At 70.4% G+C, this 14,198-nt stretch carries 12 protein-coding genes and 1 tRNA gene; 4 read left to right on the forward strand and 9 right to left on the reverse strand.

Translation table 11 applies throughout. The features are described from left to right. Window positions 1–160: 160 nt before the first annotated feature. The gene (locus tag R5W23_RS15805) at window positions 161–682 is read left to right on the forward strand and encodes a DUF1579 domain-containing protein (protein ID WP_320687118.1); all 522 of its coding nucleotides are present in this window, start codon (window positions 161–163) and stop codon (window positions 680–682) included. Window positions 683–708: 26 nt separating this feature from the next. Here the strand turns inward: R5W23_RS15805 and R5W23_RS15810 are convergent, their stop codons facing one another. From R5W23_RS15810 to R5W23_RS15820, 3 genes are all read right to left on the reverse strand, one after another. Continuing rightward, window positions 709–2,697: a methyl-accepting chemotaxis protein gene (locus tag R5W23_RS15810; RefSeq protein WP_320687119.1), complete on the reverse strand. Its 1,989-nt coding sequence runs from the start codon at window positions 2,695–2,697 to the stop codon at window positions 709–711. Between the two features lie 1,015 nt (window positions 2,698–3,712). Next, complete coding sequence (locus tag R5W23_RS15815; RefSeq protein ID WP_320687120.1) at window positions 3,713–4,429, reverse strand: hypothetical protein; 717 nt, start codon at window positions 4,427–4,429, stop codon at window positions 3,713–3,715. 124 nt (window positions 4,430–4,553) lie between these two features. Further along, window positions 4,554–5,078, reverse strand: a complete 525-nt coding sequence (locus R5W23_RS15820; protein ID WP_320687121.1) for a hypothetical protein — start codon at window positions 5,076–5,078, stop codon at window positions 4,554–4,556. 309 nt (window positions 5,079–5,387) lie between these two features. On the opposite strand from R5W23_RS15820, the gene R5W23_RS15825 reads away from it, so the two are divergent. After that, window positions 5,388–7,238, forward strand: coding sequence for an RNA polymerase sigma factor (locus tag R5W23_RS15825; protein ID WP_320687122.1), 1,851 nt, complete (start codon window positions 5,388–5,390; stop codon window positions 7,236–7,238). 19 nt (window positions 7,239–7,257) lie between these two features. Here the strand turns inward: R5W23_RS15825 and R5W23_RS15830 are convergent, their stop codons facing one another. The 4 genes from R5W23_RS15830 to R5W23_RS15845 form a co-directional block, all read right to left on the reverse strand. Then, window positions 7,258–7,947, reverse strand: a complete 690-nt coding sequence (locus R5W23_RS15830; protein WP_320687123.1) for a hypothetical protein — start codon at window positions 7,945–7,947, stop codon at window positions 7,258–7,260. A gap of 140 nt (window positions 7,948–8,087) precedes the next feature. Further along, window positions 8,088–8,390 carry an RNA recognition motif domain-containing protein gene (locus R5W23_RS15835; protein ID WP_261190598.1) on the reverse strand — a complete coding sequence of 101 codons (303 nt, stop codon included), beginning with the start codon at window positions 8,388–8,390 and terminating at the stop codon, window positions 8,088–8,090. A 303-nt stretch (window positions 8,391–8,693) separates the two neighbouring features. Then, window positions 8,694–8,879 carry a hypothetical protein gene (locus R5W23_RS15840; protein WP_320687124.1) on the reverse strand — a complete coding sequence of 62 codons (186 nt, stop codon included), beginning with the start codon at window positions 8,877–8,879 and terminating at the stop codon, window positions 8,694–8,696. Window positions 8,880–8,982: 103 nt separating this feature from the next. After that, window positions 8,983–9,057: transfer RNA gene (locus tag R5W23_RS15845), tRNA-Met, on the reverse strand. 127 nt (window positions 9,058–9,184) lie between these two features. Between R5W23_RS15845 and R5W23_RS15850 the strand changes: the two genes are divergently transcribed. Then, window positions 9,185–9,985: a TIGR02996 domain-containing protein gene (locus R5W23_RS15850; RefSeq protein WP_320687125.1), complete on the forward strand. Its 801-nt coding sequence runs from the start codon at window positions 9,185–9,187 to the stop codon at window positions 9,983–9,985. On the opposite strand, the gene R5W23_RS15855 is transcribed toward R5W23_RS15850, so the two are convergent. Continuing rightward, a complete protein-coding gene (locus tag R5W23_RS15855; protein ID WP_320687126.1) occupies window positions 9,964–11,355 on the reverse strand; it encodes an SDR family NAD(P)-dependent oxidoreductase in 1,392 nt (463 codons plus the stop codon). The two genes, R5W23_RS15850 and R5W23_RS15855, sit on opposite strands and share 22 nt — an antisense overlap. A gap of 156 nt (window positions 11,356–11,511) precedes the next feature. On the opposite strand from R5W23_RS15855, the gene msrA reads away from it, so the two are divergent. Continuing rightward, a complete protein-coding gene (gene msrA, locus R5W23_RS15860; protein ID WP_320687127.1) occupies window positions 11,512–12,204 on the forward strand; it encodes a peptide-methionine (S)-S-oxide reductase MsrA in 693 nt (230 codons plus the stop codon). 140 nt (window positions 12,205–12,344) lie between these two features. Here msrA and R5W23_RS15865 read toward each other — a convergent pair whose 3' ends face one another. Further along, complete coding sequence (locus R5W23_RS15865) at window positions 12,345–14,048, reverse strand: ATP-binding response regulator (protein ID WP_320687128.1); 1,704 nt, start codon at window positions 14,046–14,048, stop codon at window positions 12,345–12,347. Between the last annotated feature and the right edge of the window lie 150 nt (window positions 14,049–14,198).

The raw sequence follows: 14,198 nt of genomic DNA on the forward strand, positions 1-14,198 counted from the left end.
CTCACGTACTCGGCCTCCACGTCATTCGGCACGGAGGGGGTGAACTTCTATCGAACGCGGCCTTCACAGCTCTCGTTTTCGGTGCCACTACTGAGCTACCAATCGCCCCGCCGGCCAATTACAAGCTCCTCTTCGCCCGATCCCTCGTGGAGTGCCCCAGATGAAGACGGTGCGTCGGTTCTGCGCGGTGGCGGCGGTGGTTGCACTCGTGGCGCCGGTGGCGCGAGCCCAGGACGGTCCGAAGCCCGGCCCGGAGCACGAGGTGCTCAAGAAGATGGAGGGCAACTGGGACTTGGTGATGAAGGTCGGCGGGGCCGAGACCAAGGGGACGGTCGTTTACAAGATGGAACTGGGCGGGCTGTGGCTCACAGGCGCGCTTGAGAGCGAGCTGTTCGGCTCCAAATTCACCGGCAAGAGCCTCGACACCTACGACGCGACCAAAAAGAAGTACGTCGGCGTGTGGGTGGACAGCATGGTCACGCAGCCGATGCTCCTCGAAGGCGACTACGACAAGGACAAGAAGACGCTGACGATGAGCGGCAGCGGTCCGGGCATGGACGGCAAGCCGACGAAGTATAAGGCGGTGTCCGCGTACCCCGACGACAACACCATCGACTTCAGCATGTACGTCGGCGACGGCAGCGAGCCGGCGTTCACGATCGTCTACAAGCGGAAGAAGTGATCGGGCGACCAGACGAGCCCCGCGCGTTAGAAGTCGGTGAACCCTTCGCCGGAGCCGCCGACCGAACCGAGCTCGCGAGCGCGGCCGGTACCGGGAGCCCTGGTGACCGCGGGCCGGGGCCGGAAGCCGGAGCCCGTCTTGGGCTTGGCCGCGGGCGCGCGGGCCGTGGTCGTGGCCGCTCCGGCGCTGTGCGCCAACCGGAACCGTGCGATCAGGTCGCGGAGCTGCCCGGCCTGATCGGTGAGCGCCTGGGCGGTGGCCGACAGCTCCTCCGTCTGGGAGGCGTTGTGCTGGGTGGCGGTGTCCATCTGCGACACGGCGCTGTTGACCTGCTCGATGCCGGCGGACTGCTCCTTGCCGGCGGCGGCCATCCCGGTCACGATGTCGGTGACCTGCTTGACGCTGGTGACGATCTCGGCCAGCGTGTCCCCCGACCGGTTCACCAGCTCGGTGCCCGCGTCCACCTTCTTGACGCTGTCGCCGATCAGGGTCTTGATCTCCTTGGCCGCGGTGGCCGATCGCTGGGCCAAGTTGCGGACCTCGGTGGCGACCACGGCGAACCCGCGCCCCTGCTCCCCGGCCCGGGCCGCCTCCACCGCCGCGTTCAGAGCCAAGAGGTTGGTTTGGAACGCGATCTCGTCGATGGTCGTGATGATGTCCGCAATCTTCTTGCTGGACTCGTTGATCTCGCTCATGGCCCCGACCGCGCGGCTCACCACCGAGCCGCCCTTCTCGGCGATGTCCTTGGACTGGTGGGCCAGTTGCCGGGCCTGTTGCGCGCTGTCCGCGTTCTGGCGCACGGTGGCGGTGATCTCTTCCAGCGCGGACGCGGTCTCCTCCAGGCTGCTCGCCTGCTCCTGGGCGCCGGCGGAGATCTCGTCGCTGGCGCTGGACAGTTGGGCGGACGCGTCGGCCAACTGCTCGGACACCTCCCGCACCCCCTCCAGCGCGGCCCGCACGCTCGCCACCGCCTCGTTCAGGGACGACGCCATCTGGCCCACGCTGTCGGTCCCCAGGTCCGGGGCCTGCTGGGTGAAGTCGCCGGCCGCCAGCGCGCTCACGACCCCGCCCACGGTTTCCATCCGGCGCCGCAGCTCGGCGGCGGCTGCGGCGTCGCGCTCGGCCTGGGCGCGGGCGGCGGCGGCCTCGCGCTCGACGCGCGCGCGCTCGGCCGCCGCCTCCCGCTCGGCCCGCTCGCGGTCCCGCGCGACCTGTGCCCGTTCGGCCTCTTTGGCGGCCCGCAGCGCGTCGATGGACGTGTTGAGCGCGACCGCCAGGCGGCCGATCTCGTCCGCCGAACGGACCTCGGCGCGCCGGCTCAGGTCGCTCTGGGCCACGGCCTCCAGAACCCCCATCACATTTTGGAGCGGGCGCGCGGTGAGCCGCGACAGCAGCACCCCGAGGGCGACCGACAGGAGGCACCCGGCGGCCACGGCCGCGCCGATGGCCGTGCGGCTCCGGTCCGCGGTCGCCGCCGCTTCGGCCCGCGCCTCCTCGATGAGCTTCTGCTTGGAGGTAACGAGGTCGTTGATGTCCTGTTCGATCGCGTCCGCCGCGGTGCGGATGCGGGGGAGCCGGGCCTTCGCGTCGGCGTCGTTCTGCGCGCGGGCCAGGGCCACGACCTCGTCCTGCTGCGTGCGGAGCTCGTTGAACCGTCGCTCGAGTTCGGCGGCCTTGGCCTTTTGCTCGTTCCGCACGATCGTTTGCCGGTACGCCTCGAACTCGGCCCGGAACTGGGCTTCGTACCGGCGGATGTCGGCGGCCCGGCGGTCCACGGCCGCCGCGTCGTCGTCCAGGATGGCGTTCCGCACGGCGCGCGAGATGCGCAGCAGCTCCCCGTTCGCTTCTTGGAGGTGGTTGAGTCCGTCCGCGTGCCGCGCGACGACCGCGGTGCGCTCGTTGATCTGGCTCTGGCCGTACAGCCCGATCCCGCCGGCGAGCGCCAGCAGCGCCGTCAGGGTGCCGAAGCTGACGGCCAGCTTGCCGGCCATCGACATGTTACGCAGCCAGTTCATTGGTGACCTCGGCAAGCGGCGTCAGAGAAGATGGGCGCGGACCGACGCCGGCACCGCGCAAGCGCGTTCCACCCACCTTCATTCACGGCCCGGCGGTTGTGTCTGTTTCTCGTAGCGCAGACATTGCTTTCTGTGGAAGCGCTTCGAGCGCCGCACAGCAGGAATGTCTGGACCACAAAGACAAGCCTAAAGCGGACACTGGCAACCGCACCGCCAACCGGAACGTGCCCGGCCGGGCGCGCCCGCGCGGTCGGCGATCGGCCCCACGCGCGAACCCTTTTGGTACTTTCAGCCCTGGGGCAGAACGTCAAGAGTTGGTTAACGGCGGGGGACAGATCGGCAGTCGCTCCGTGAATCAAGTCGGTCGCTCTCGCAGTAAATAACTAGCACTGTTGTGCATTAAATACGAAAGAATTCTTGATAGATTCGACTCGTATTATCGGGAGCTATTCGCGATTTTGCAGGTGTGGCGCGAACGGGCGCCGTGCCGGCTTGGTGGCCGCGGTCACCCCGCCGAAGCAGGGCAACCAAGGGGAAATGAGTGGGGTCAGCGATCAGATCTCATGCACGAACTGCCACGGAATCGTCTTTCTGACGTGTTACGATCGCCAAGGACTGGGACACGTAAAAACTCCACTCCAGGGCACGGCCCGTCAGATCGGCGCCACACCCGGGCCGGTGCATTCGAGCCGTTTTTTGTTGGAAACTGGCATTCGCGGTGCATCCGAACCGTTCGGCCCGGTGACAGGGGCTCAGGCCGGTTAAGGCGAGCTGGCATCTCCGGCCGCTGTCATGGGATAAGGCGTGAGTGCCCTGCGGACTACCTAGCCGCGACCACGTCCGTCGGTGGGCGCCACAATCAACTGGCGCGGTGCCGACCTCTGCCCGCCCGGCCGGGCACAAGGCGCGAGCCAGCCGGTCGAATAACGCGAGCGGGCCGGGGGTGCCCCCGGCCCGTGTCGATCAGAGATGTGAGCGCGTGACGCATTTAGGACGGAAGCGGCAGTGTATCGGCTCAGTGCCCGCTGTCGTCGAGGGGCGGCGCGCCGCCGGCGCTGCGGACGTCGTTCTTCTTGGGCGGCCCCTTGGCGACGCTCGGCTTGCGCCCCTTGCAGCTACAGCACCCCTTGCACTGCTTCGGCAGGTTCAGCCCCTGGAGCTCGGACAGCTCCATCCGGGCCAGCCGCACGGCCGACTCCAGGTCCTCGCGGTGCTTCGCCGCCGCGGCCCCGTCGCCCCGCCGGTCGGCCTGCTCGGCCAGCAGCCGGTAGCTCTGCCGGGCGGCCTCGATCTCCGGCTCCCACTCGTCCCGGGACAGCCCCTCGAGCCGCATCAGCCAAGTGGTGTAGTACTGGCTGTTGGCCTGTGCGGACCGCGCGTCGGCCAGCACCTTCGGGTCGGCCGCCGGGTCCGCCGCCATCTCGTCCACTAGCGCCCGCAGGTCCCCGTGCGCCTCGGTGAGCTGTTGCGCGAGCATCTGCGCCTTGGCCTTCTCCAACCGCAGCTTGCGGGCCTCGGCGGCGCGCCCGTCCGGCAGCGCCTTGAGCGCCTGGTCGAACGCCTCGACCGCCGTGGCGTAGTCCTCGGCCGCGACCGCCTGCTCGGCGGACGCCACGTGCAGCGCCACCCGGTCGAGCTTGCGCCCGTCCACCCCCGGCCCGAACCAGTGGGCCACCGCGGCGCCCACGCCGAGCAGCAGCCATCCGGTCAACAGCAGAACGCGAAGCGCCATCGAACCGTCCTCCGCGACAAGGGAATCGGAATCGCGCCAACAAGCGGACCAATAATACCGTATCCGCCCTGGCGCGTGAAGAGCTTTTGTCGGAATCTCCTCCGAATGTGCCGGTGAACGTGCGCTATCCCTTGCCGAGTACCAAGTCCACCACCCAGCACCCGCGGACGTGCGGCCCGTCACCCCGGCAGTGGTCAAGCACCTCGGGGCTGTCGCACCCGGCGTCCTGAAGCGCGTCCGCGAGAATCGGCATCGCGCTGAAGTCCCGAGATTCGTACATCTGGCGCGCGAGTGACAACGCGGTATCCGTGCGCCAAAACGGGGAGAAGGTCACGGGGCGGAACGGGTTCCCGAAGATGTCGCGTGTGAGGGACGCAAGACCTCTGTGAAGTATGCCTACCGCCACCTCCACCTCTTTGCCGCACCGGTCGATTTCATCGTCCGTTACGGGGGCGTCACGCGTGAAGATGTCCTTGAAGACCCACCGCTCTAATTCTCTCGCGACACCGGCAGCGGCGGTAAGGGCATCAGTGTGGAGCAGAATCGACGGGAGGTCGTCGGACGGCGGGAGCACCTCCCACTCCGCTCTGCGCCCGTGGGCACTCACCTCTTCGGCGATCTGCTTCGTCGTTGCTCGCCAATCGGTCACCAGGTTTCGAGCAAAGAAGTGAAGGCAGAAATGGCCCGAAAGCAACCGCAGTTGCCGCTCGCTCGCCCGCCTACGGAGAACGCCGAGTTGCCCGATTGGGTTTTCGCACGCCAGCCATTCTGCTTCTGTCATCGCCGGGCACCTCCGCCCCCAGCATGACCGATCCGCGCCGGGGTGCAAGCTGAACGGCGATCGGCGGTCTGAGCGGTGCCGACCAACCCGCTCATCTGGCCCACAGAAAAAAATGCAAGGACGGCGCCCTGCCCGGGAAACAGTAGGTAACGATGAGGGCGTCACCGAGGTGCCGACATGATAAACGCTCACGGCGGTCCACTCGCCAGCCGGCTCCGCGGGGTTGTTGTGGGCCGGGACGGCGGCGAACCGTCCGACGACGAGTTGCTCGGGCGCTATGTCCGGTCCGGCGACGCGGAGGCGTTTGCACATCTGGTTCGCCGGCACGGGGCGATGGTGTGGGGCGTCTGCCGCCGGCTGCTGTCCGACTATCACACCGCTGAAGATGCCTTCCAGGCCACGTTCCTGGTCCTCGTCGCGCGGGCGAGCGCCGTCGCGCCCCGCGACCGGGTTGCGAACTGGCTGCACGGGGTCGCTTACAACACCGCGCTCAAGGCCCGCGCGCGGGAGACTCGGCGGCGCACGCGCGAGCGGCTCTCGGCGGCGCCCGCGGAACCGATCGCACCGGCGGTACACGATTCGTCCGACCTCCGCTCGGCCCTTGATCGCGAGTTAAGCGGTCTGCCGGTCCGGTACCGGGAAGCGATACTCCTGTGCGACCTTGAGGGCCGAACGCACGCCGAGGCCGCCCGGCAGTTGGGATGCCCGGAGGGCACAGTCGCCGCCCGGTTGAGCCGGGGGCGGGCGATGCTGGCCGGCCGGTTGTCCCGCCGCGGCATTACGCTGTCCGCCTCGGCACTTGCGATCGAACTGGCCGCAGGTACGGCCGCCGGGGCCATACCCCCGCGGCTGGTGCGACGGACCGTTGACACGGCCGAACTGGTGGCGGCGGGCGGGGCCGTACCGCCACACGTCGCCGCGCTCACACACGGGGGATTCAAAGTCATGCTGCTGGAGAAATGGAAGGTCGCGCTCGTCGGAAGCGCCCTTCTGGTGGCGCTGGCCGTCGCCGGAGCGACTGAACGCCCTGGCCCGTCGGTCGTCTCCCGTGCGGGCGCCGGCCGGATCGCGGCACGCCCGGCGCCGGTCCCAGTCGCGCCGCCACGCGAGGAGCAACTGCTCGTCACCTCGTCCCGCGCCGCCGACGGAGTAGCCGAGGTGTTCAAACCCGATGGCACCCCGGCCCGTCGGCTGTCGATGGGGGAACTGGGGCATGTGTGGCGTCCCCGGTACTCGCCGGACGGCACCCGCCTCGCGGTTACCAAGGTGGGGCCGTTCGTTCCGAACTCCGGTCCGTGGGCCTCGATCGACCTGCACGTTTTCGACCCCGCCAGCAAGGACGGGCCGGGTGAGCCACTGATTTCCGGCATGCGGTGTATGTTCTTCGCGTGGCACCCGGACGGGACGAAGCTGTACGTGTCGCACCTGCCCCCCGACGTGAAGGACGTGGCGGCGGACAAGCCGGCGCCGGTCGCGACGTGGGTGTACGACCTGAAGACGAAGAAGAAGGCCCCGCTGGAGTTACCGGCCGGGTACGGGGTCGTCGATGTCTCGCGCGACGGGAAAACCCTGTTGGCGGTTACCATGACGCTCAATGATGTCTACCCGAGCCGGACGTACCTGATACCGGTCGCGACCCTGAAGCCGCAACTGCTCACCGAGAAGCGGTTCGACGGGCAGCGGCTTTCGCCGGATGGGAAGTCGGTGCTGGGGGTTCGGGTCGAAAAGGACTTGGTCCCATTGACACGGTCGCTGACGGTGGTGGCGGTGGCCGATGGGTCCGAGCGAACGGTCAAACTGCCCGCCGGCGCGGACAGGGTGTATCAGGCCTGCTGGTCCCCGAACGGCCGGCGGATTGCGTTCCACTGGTGCGAGGAGGTGCCTGTGGACCCGAACCAGCCGCCGGCCGTGGAAGGGGGAAAAGGGTGGGCCGATCGGGTGACGGTGGCCGACCCCGACGGGGCGAACCCGAAGACGATACTGACCTCGGACGGTAAACGAACGGTTTCCGGGTTGGACTGGAGGTAACGGCGCCGGGAGGCACGTTCTACCGACCGAGTACCGCATCCACCACCCAGTACCCGCGGACGTGAAGGCCCTGCGGGTCGCGGCAGTGGCCGAGCACCTCGGCGTTGTCGCACCCGGCGTCTTGAAGAGCGTCGGCTAGGACCGGCATTGTGCTGAAGTCGCGGGACTCGTACATCTGGCGGGCGAGTGCGAGGGCGGTATCAGTGCGCCAGGAAGGCAAGAGTGTGGCCGGTTGAAATGGGTTGCCGCTGATGTCCTTCAAAAGCCGTAGGCCCTCGCGGTCCACATGGTCTCGCTCAGCACGGTAGCGTTTGAGCCAATCGCGGTGCCCCTCTCGGCTCGATTGCTTTGCCCGCCAGATCATCTCATCGCGCAAACCCCAGAGACAGTTCCAGAATTCACCGGGAGCGATAATGCCTCGCACATAATTCTGGGCGCAGCCAAAAACGGTCTTTGTGGCGCAATTTCCCTCGTGATGTTCTGAATTTCGCGCGTCTCTCCACTCGTCAGCCGTTAAGCCGTACTCGGCTTGTTGTGTGAACAATGGCAGGAGTTGCTTACAGGCAGGACAGAACGTATCGAACATGAATACAGGGAGGTAGGCGTCGAGGAAGAGAAATATTCGCCGCTCGTTCGGCGTACTTCGAAGCCATGACAGAGGACACACGTTGCCGAGCGCGTGCAGCGCCAGCCACTCTGCCTCGGTCATCGATCGCCCTCATACATGAACCCATCTCCGGTCGCGGCTCGTCCGGAAAGCGGCCGTATTACCGGGTACGTGTATCAGAAGCGAAGACGGCCCCGGCGAAGCTCCTTCGGAGTTCGCCGGGGCCGTCTTCTTACCACCGGTCAGTAGCTGCGCGCGTACCCGCCGCGACCGGCGCCGCCCCGCGGCCCGCCGGACGAGCCGCCCTCGCGGGGCTTGGCCTCGTTCACCGTCAGGCTGCGCCCGCCGAACTGAGCCTGGTTCAGCGACTGGATCGCCTCCTCGGCACCCTCGGCCATCTCGACGAACGCGAACCCCCGGCTGTTGCCGGTCTCGCGGTCCGTGCAGATGGTCGCGCTCAGCACCCGGCCGTGCGGGGAGAACATCTCCCGCAGTTCGTCGGCGGTGGCGTTGAACGGCAGGTTGCCAACGTAGAGCTTCTTCAAAACGCACTCTCTTCTGGGCTTTCGGCCCGGGAAACGGACGGCGCGGCCGGAATGGCCGCATCCGGTCAGGAGCCGCGCGGCTCAACGGTCTTGGTGGCTGTGGTGAGACGGCACAGGGCGAACGAACCAAGAGGGGCAAGCGCGAGCGGATTGATAAGGCATCGTCTCCTGACGGGCAGGCCGGTCGGCCCGCGTTGCGGAATTATACTCGACATCCCGGGCGGCGCTAATGCCGATTCAGGATTTTGCCCCGATTGTTCCGCCGAGGCGAGGTCTCGTGGGTTGCCAGAAACGACAAAAGCCCTAGGCCCCGGCGCGCAACAGTTTCAGCGTGGCGTGGTACCCGGCCTTCATGCGGCCGCCGGTGACAAGGGCGGTGCGCCCGCGCAGGTCGGTCGCACGGGTCCGGTTGGCGAAGTTGTGGGCGGCGCACGCGGGGCACAGGGCGTCGTAGAAGTGGTGCGCGTGGCCGAACGGCTGCTTGCACACGTAGCAGCGTGCCGCGCGGGCCAGGGACGGGGGCCGGCGCCCGGTCCCGGTCCGGAGCGGACCTACGGTACTGGGTTCTGGCCGCGATCCTGGATTCGGAAAGAGCCCCGTGAGGGACTCGCACCCCCGTCTCCGCGGTTTATGAGACCAGGCGTCTTACTCGTTAAACGAACGGGGCCACGGGCCGGGCGAAGGCCGGTTTCGTTACGATAGGGCCGTGCGCGGTTCCGTAAACGACCGCGGGCGGGCGAACCGCGCCCGCCGGGCCGCGTGTCCCTGCGCCGCACCCCGCGGAGGCGCGCCACATGACCGACGACGAGCACGCGTTTATCCGGGCCGCGCAGGCCGAGCCCGACGAGGACACGCTCCGGCTCGCCTACGCCGACTGGCTCGACGAGCAGGGCGAGGGGGCGCACGCCGCGTTCGCGCGCCTCCAGGTGTGCCGCTCCCGCGCCGGCATGTTCGACCCCGGGCGGTCGCGCTGGCTCGGGCAAGAACGGGCGGCCCTCCAGAAGCACCAGCGCCGCTGGAACGGCCGCGCCCACCGCCTGCTCTGCCGCCTCGGCTTCACCGGGACCGTGGGCACGCGCCGCGGGGGGCTTCGCGGGTGGGACTACCACCGCGGGATGATCGCGGCGCTCACCGTGGAGGCAGGCGCCCTGGCCGCGGACGGGGCCGCGGTGCTCGCGCTGGGGCCGGTCGCGCACCTGCGGCTCGCGACGTGGCCGACGCACCAACTGCCGCCGCTCCCCGTCGGGGTGAAGGTGGTGTCGGTCGCGGGCTCGGTGGCCCGGGACCGGAGCTTTGATCTGCGCCCCTTCGCCCCGGTCGCCGGTGTTCCCGTGCTCGACCTGCGCCGGGCCGGGCCGCGCCTCCGGCCCGACGTCGTGTTCCCGCTCGTGCGCGCCGGGGCGCTGTCGCCGGTGGTGCTGTGCCGGGCCACCCGCGGGCAACCCTGGCCCGGACCGGGACACGACGTCGTCGGGCCGTGCGGCGACGCGCACATCGTTGACCCGGACGGGAAATGGGGCGCGCTGCGGTTGCCGTTCGCGGACCTCACCGGCGAACTGCTCACGCCGCTCCCCTACCAGGGCGCCTCCCGGTAATCCTTGAACAGCACGCCGGACGCCGGCGCGCCGCTCTCGATCCCGTCGAACACCGGGGCGAGGATGCGGGCCGCGGCGTCGGTCGCGTCGAGCGGGACCCGGCCGCCGCTCGACGCGAACCGCTCGGCCGCCGGCGCGGCCGACTGGACCGAGAACCAGCCCGGATCGACCGCGGTCAGGAACACGCGCTCCGCGGCGAACTCCGGGGCCGACGTGCGCACCATCATGTTCAGCGCCGCTTTCGCCATGTTCGTGTGCGGGTGCCGTCCGCTCTTTTCGGCGGCGAACTGCCCCTCGGCCGCCGACACCATTACCGCGAACCGGTCCCGCGCCGGGCCGGCCCGGAACAGCGGCAGCAGCCCGCGCAGCAGCAGGAACGGGGCGAGGCAGTTCACCGCGTGGACCTCGACCAGCTCCACCGCGCCGACGTCCGCGTGCGCGAGCCCCCAACTGTTCTCGGGGCGCAGGTCGAGCGGTTCGCCGTCGGGCGCGAGCGCGCCGGGCGGGAAATGTTCGTTCGACTCGTCGCCGGGGGCGAGCGGGATCAGCGACAGGTCCGCGTGCCAGCTCGCGCTCGGGCCGCTGCCGGTGGCGGGGACCGGCACGCAGAGGTCGGCCCCGCCCGCCAGCATTTCTCGTGCGCGCGGGGGCAGCGCGGCCGGCGCCTCCCGCTCGCCGGCCGCGAGCGCCCGGTAGTACGCGGGCGGGCGGCGCACCGTCTGGGCCGCGTTCGCCACAAAGATGTCGAGGCGCGCGACCGCCCCCGCGAGTGCGGCCGTGAACCGCTCGACGGCGCCGAGCGGGCGCAGGTCGAGGCCCACGAGCCGGAGCCGGCCGGACCACTCCGCGGCGTCCGACTCGCCCGCGAACCGCTTCGCCGCGTCCTTCGGGAACCGGGTCGTGGCCACCACCTCGGCCCCGGCGCGTAGCAGCTTCAGCGTGGTGTGGTACCCGGCCTTCACGCGGCCGCCGGTGACAAGGGCGGTGCGCCCGCGCAGGTCGGCCGCGCGGGTCCGGTTGGCGAAGTTGTGGGCGGCGCACGCGTGGCACAGGGCGTCGTAGAAGTGGTGCAGGTGGTCGAACGGCCGCTTGCACACGTAGCAGCGCGCCGCGCGGGACAGGGCCGGGGGGCCGGCGCCCGGTCCCGTTCCGGAGCGGATCGCGGCGGCGGCGCGCAGGTCGGCGTCGCGCTCCCGCTCGGCCCGCTGCTGCTGCTTGCGGTCGCGCCGGACGACCCGGGCCGCGAGCCGGACCAGCTCCGCGAGCGCCGGGTCGTTGGACGGCCACGGCCCCGCGCTGCGGGTCAGCGCGTGGAGCACGTCCCGCGCGGCGCGGAGCTGGTCGGGGTCGGGGAAGGGCGGGTCGGTCATGCCGCCACGATAACACACCCGGGCCGGCCGGGGTAGGCGCCGCGCCATTGCGGCGCGAGCGAACCGGGCGGTTCGTGCCTTGAGGTTCTGTCGTGCCCGTGCGAATAATGGGTCGAACCCGGTTCCTCCGGCCCAATCCCCGATGCGAGGCCCGCGATGCGGCGCAACGCCCTGTTCATCGTTTCGGTCGCGCTGCTCGCGCTCGCGGTGCTGTACTTCTGGTGGCCGGCCGGGGGCGGGGGCACGGTGCCCGAACACTTCCCGGTGCTCGCGCCCGCGGAACTCGGGACCGCCGAGCCGCGCGCCGGCGCGTCCGAGGAGGTGGCGACGTTCGGTTCGGGGTGCTTCTGGTGTACCGAAGCCGTGTTCGCCCAAATGAAGGGCGTCACGCGGGTCGAGTCCGGGTACAGCGGCGGGACGGTGCCGCACCCGAGTTACGAGCAGGTGTGCTCCGGGCGCACCGGGCACGCGGAGGTAGTGCAGGTCACGTTCGACCCGAACCAGGTTTCGTACCCCGAACTGCTGGAGGTGTTCTGGCGGTCGCACGACCCCACCACGCCGGACCGCCAGGGGAACGACCGCGGCCCGCAGTACCGGTCGGTGGTGTTCACGCACTCCGAGCGCCAGAAGCAGCTCGCGGAGCAGTACAAGCAGAAGATCGACGCGGCGCAGGTGTTCCGCGCGCCGGTGGTGACGGAGGTCGTGCCGTTCACGGCGTTCTACCCGGCGGAGCCGGAGCACCAGAACTTTTTCGCCAACAACCCGCGCCAGGGGTACTGCCGCGCGGTCATCGGCCCGAAGGTCGAGAAGCTGCGGCAGGTGTTCCGGGACCGGGTAAAGGGCGGGTGACGCGGGCGGTTGGCATGTGCCTTTGCCGGAGCGCGGGCCTCTGGCCCGCTGGTATGCGCCCGGAGTGAGATTCGGGTTCCCGCGGAGCCGAACCGAACGGCCCGCGCCCCGGCAAAGGCACATGCCAACCGGATCGGGCATCAGCCGCGGGGCGGGTGGGCCTGTTCGGTCGCGCGGGCCAGGGCGTCGGGCGGGAACGGCTTGGGCAGGAACACCGACCCCGGGACCGCGGGGTCCGTGTCCGTGAATCCGGACATGAACACGACGCGCACCGCGGGGAGCAGCTCCCGCGCCCGGGCGGCGACCTTCCCTCCGTCGGCCCCCGGCATCCGCACGTCGGTGACCAGCAGGTCGAACGCGCCGCCGGCTTCGAGCAGCTTCAGCGCCGCGGCCCCGTCGGCGGCCTCGGTCACGTTGTACCCCTGCCCCTGGAGGATCACCCGCGCCAGCGTGCGCACCCCCGGTTCGTCCTCGGCGAGTAGCGCCGGTCGGGCGGTACCGCCCGGCACCGGTGCCGGTGCCGGGCACCGCGGCAGGTCGATGTCGAACGCGGTGCCGCGCCCCGGCGCGGACGCGACCGCGATCCGGCCGCCGCACCGCTCCACAACCTGCTTCACGGTCGCCAGCCCCAGCCCGGTGCCCGCGTCCGGTCCTTTGGTGGTGAAAAACGGCTCGAAGATGTGCGCCCGCACCTCGGGCGGCATCCCCGCCCCGGTGTCGGCGACCGTGAGCCGCACCCCGTCGGCCCCAGCCCGCACCTGGAGCGCCAACCGGCCGCCTTCCGGCATCGCGTCCCGGGCGTTGGTCGCCAGGTTTAGCAGCACCTGTTCCAGTTCGCCGCGGTCGGCCAAAACGAACACCGGCTCGGCGTGCGCGCGCACGTCGGTCTCGATCGCCGGCCCCACGACCCGGGCGAGGATGGGTGCCAGGTCGGAGGCGACGCGGCCCAGGTCCAGCGGCTCGCGCACCGCGGCCTGGGGCCGCGCGAACGTGAGCAACTGGCGCACCAGCCACCGGCCGCGCTCGGCCGCGAACCGCACCTCGCCCACGAGCCGCGGGGCGTTCGGCCCCTGGCCCGCCGGGCCGTCGAGCAGCGCGGCGCTGCCGCCGATGACGGTGAGGAGGTTGTTGAAGTCGTGCGCCACCCCGGCCGCCAGCCGCCCCACCGCCTCGAGCTTGGCCGCGTTGCGGACCTGCTCCTCGAGCCGGCGCCGCTCGGTCGTGTCCCGGAGCACCGCGACCCGGTACTCGCACCCGTCGGGCGGGCCGGGCACCGGGACCACGTCCCACTCCACGCACACCTGCGTGCCGTCCTTGCGCCGGGCCGGCACCTCGAACCGCCCCGGGGCGTCGGACCGCAGCGCGGCGCGCACCGTTTCGCGGTCGGCCTCGCAATCCTCGGTGTACAACATGCTCGGGCTCTGCCCGAGGGCCTCTTCGATCCCGTACCCGGTGAGCCCCTCGAACGCCGGGTTGGCGTACACGATCTGGAGCCCGACGGCGGTCGGCCGCGTCGCGGTCACCAGCACCCCGTCGCGGGACGCGCCGAGCGCCGCGTCGAGCAGCCGGAGCCGGTCGCGGTGCGGCTCGGCGCCGGGACGCCGCTCGCGGGCCGTCCGGTCGAAGGCGGCGCCGACGAGGGCCAGCGGAACGACCGCACCCGTGACCGCCAGGTACGGGAGCCCGGGGCCGGCCCACGCCGCCGCAAGCACGCAGACGGCTGCCGCCGCCGCCGCGCCGCGGTACGCGCGCCCGATCGCCGGGGGCCAGCGCCCCGCCCGCGCGCACAAGAGAACCAGGGGAGACAGGCCGACGAGCACGAGGGCCAAAGCGGACAGGTTCACAAACGAACTCCGAGCAAGACCGCCGCGGCCGGTCGCGTCAGCGGTGCCCCCGTGCCGGGGCGGGCATTTTCATGAGTATAGTGCCACCAGAACGGTCGCGCGTGCCACTTGCGCGCGGGCGTGCCCGTCTCTGCCCGACTTGCGCTTCAC

It is taken from the genome of Gemmata algarum, from assembly GCF_034097035.1.
GTDB classification, from domain to species: Bacteria; Planctomycetota; Planctomycetia; order Gemmatales; family Gemmataceae; genus Gemmata; species Gemmata algarum.

Excerpts from the sequence above, each read along its gene's own strand:
- R5W23_RS15805 (WP_320687118.1), top strand. The coding sequence starts at position 161 with ATGAAGACGGTGCGTCGGTTCTGCGCGGTGGCGGCGGTGGTTGCACTC.
- R5W23_RS15810 (WP_320687119.1), bottom strand. The coding sequence starts at position 2,697 with ATGAACTGGCTGCGTAACATGTCGATGGCCGGCAAGCTGGCCGTCAGC.
- R5W23_RS15815 (WP_320687120.1), bottom strand. The coding sequence starts at position 4,429 with ATGGCGCTTCGCGTTCTGCTGTTGACCGGATGGCTGCTGCTCGGCGTG.
- R5W23_RS15825 (WP_320687122.1), top strand. The coding sequence starts at position 5,388 with ATGATAAACGCTCACGGCGGTCCACTCGCCAGCCGGCTCCGCGGGGTT.
- R5W23_RS15830 (WP_320687123.1), bottom strand. The coding sequence starts at position 7,947 with ATGACCGAGGCAGAGTGGCTGGCGCTGCACGCGCTCGGCAACGTGTGT.
- R5W23_RS15850 (WP_320687125.1), top strand. The coding sequence starts at position 9,185 with ATGACCGACGACGAGCACGCGTTTATCCGGGCCGCGCAGGCCGAGCCC.
- R5W23_RS15855 (WP_320687126.1), bottom strand. The coding sequence starts at position 11,355 with ATGACCGACCCGCCCTTCCCCGACCCCGACCAGCTCCGCGCCGCGCGG.
- msrA (WP_320687127.1), top strand. The coding sequence starts at position 11,512 with ATGCGGCGCAACGCCCTGTTCATCGTTTCGGTCGCGCTGCTCGCGCTC.